The sequence below is a fragment of the Campylobacter sp. 2018MI13 genome (assembly GCF_018501135.1).
Lineage (GTDB): Bacteria > Campylobacterota > Campylobacteria > Campylobacterales > Campylobacteraceae > Campylobacter_E.
In genome coordinates this window covers 1-793 of record NZ_JAHCZC010000164.1, presented here as the reverse complement: position 1 = coordinate 793, position 793 = coordinate 1, and the positions used below count along the sequence as shown (strand labels likewise).

Here is a 793-nt window from a genome sequence, read left to right as displayed (position 1 = left end):
AATTATATGTTATTAAATAAATAATTCAATAAATATTATTAATTTTATTTAGACTAAAATATTTTGTTCCACGTGAAACAAAATTAATTAAAATTTTTAAGTGTTATTAACTTAGGGTAAAATACTATTTTTATTTAAGGAGTATAAAATGAAAAAAGTATTAATTTCAAGTATTTTGGCACTTAGTTTAAATTCTGCTGGGTTTTTAATGATAGATAAAGATAAAACCGCATATTTTACAATTAACGACCATAAAGATAAAGTTGAGTTTGTTAGTGGTATGAATATAATGCAAGATAATGTATGTTTTGCATGTAATGATACGATAACAAATAATATAGATTATGAGGCTTCAAAATCAATTGGGGTTAAATATGATAGTATTAGTATCGGCACAAGTGATGGTAATTTTAAGATTAGATATTTATCTGGAAATAATAAAGAAGAACTTAATTTAAATGAATTTTTTGCTCAAAGCTTAACTCATTTTGGAACTTTAGAAATATTAGAAGATGTAATATTTGCTAAGAATGATTTAACGAGTATAAGTTTTAGTTTAGTAGAAGACAATAAAGGTGCCCATCCTTTACATTTTAAAAAATATGCAATTTTAGATAAAGCAGGTAAAATTATTTCATCAAACGAAGCTTTTAAAGATACAGATAAGTTAAAAGAAAAAATCACTAAAAAAATAAGAGATTTTCAAAATACAACTAAACATCCAGAAAAAGATAATAAATTTTTTAGTCCTTTAGAATTAAATAATTTTTATTTTGATAATTTAGGAATAGTA

1 protein-coding gene is annotated in these 793 nt (G+C 22.1%); it reads left to right on the top strand.

The window, feature by feature from the left end:
- Positions 1 to 148 precede the first annotated feature (148 nt).
- The coding region (locus tag KJQ99_RS09445) for a hypothetical protein (RefSeq protein ID WP_214150674.1) at positions 149 to 793 on the top strand (645 nt) is incomplete at its 3' end.